The sequence below is a fragment of the Winogradskyella alexanderae genome (assembly GCF_020166335.1).
In the GTDB taxonomy this organism is placed as follows: Bacteria; Bacteroidota; Bacteroidia; order Flavobacteriales; family Flavobacteriaceae; genus Winogradskyella; species Winogradskyella alexanderae.
In genome coordinates, this window is sequence record NZ_JAIUJR010000050.1 from 1 (window position 1) to 314 (window position 314).

Genomic DNA, 314 nt, shown 5'->3' on the forward strand with positions numbered 1-314 from the left:
AACGAGGTCAACACGGCCTTCGCCGTGGTGGGGGCCGACCTGCAGATCACCGATTCCAGCGGTACGCTTTCAGTGCCCCTGGCATCCATAGGATCGGACGACCAGACCATAACGGATCTCTCGTACGACGATACGACCAACATCCTTACCATTACCCTTGAGGACGGCAATACATCAACGGTCAGCCTAGCCGAACTCTCGGAGACCGTAGTAGCGGGAACAGGCGCCGTTACGGTAACGGACGACGGCAACGGCAACTATACCGTCAACTCGACCGATCCGGACGAGTCCGTGACCAACGAGGTCAACACGGC

Annotated in this window: 1 protein-coding gene; it reads left to right on the forward strand. The window is 58.6% G+C overall.

Translation table 11 applies throughout. The features are described from left to right. A partial coding sequence (locus LBU54_RS15335) for a hypothetical protein (RefSeq protein ID WP_224532000.1) occupies positions 1–314 on the forward strand: 314 nt, incomplete at both ends.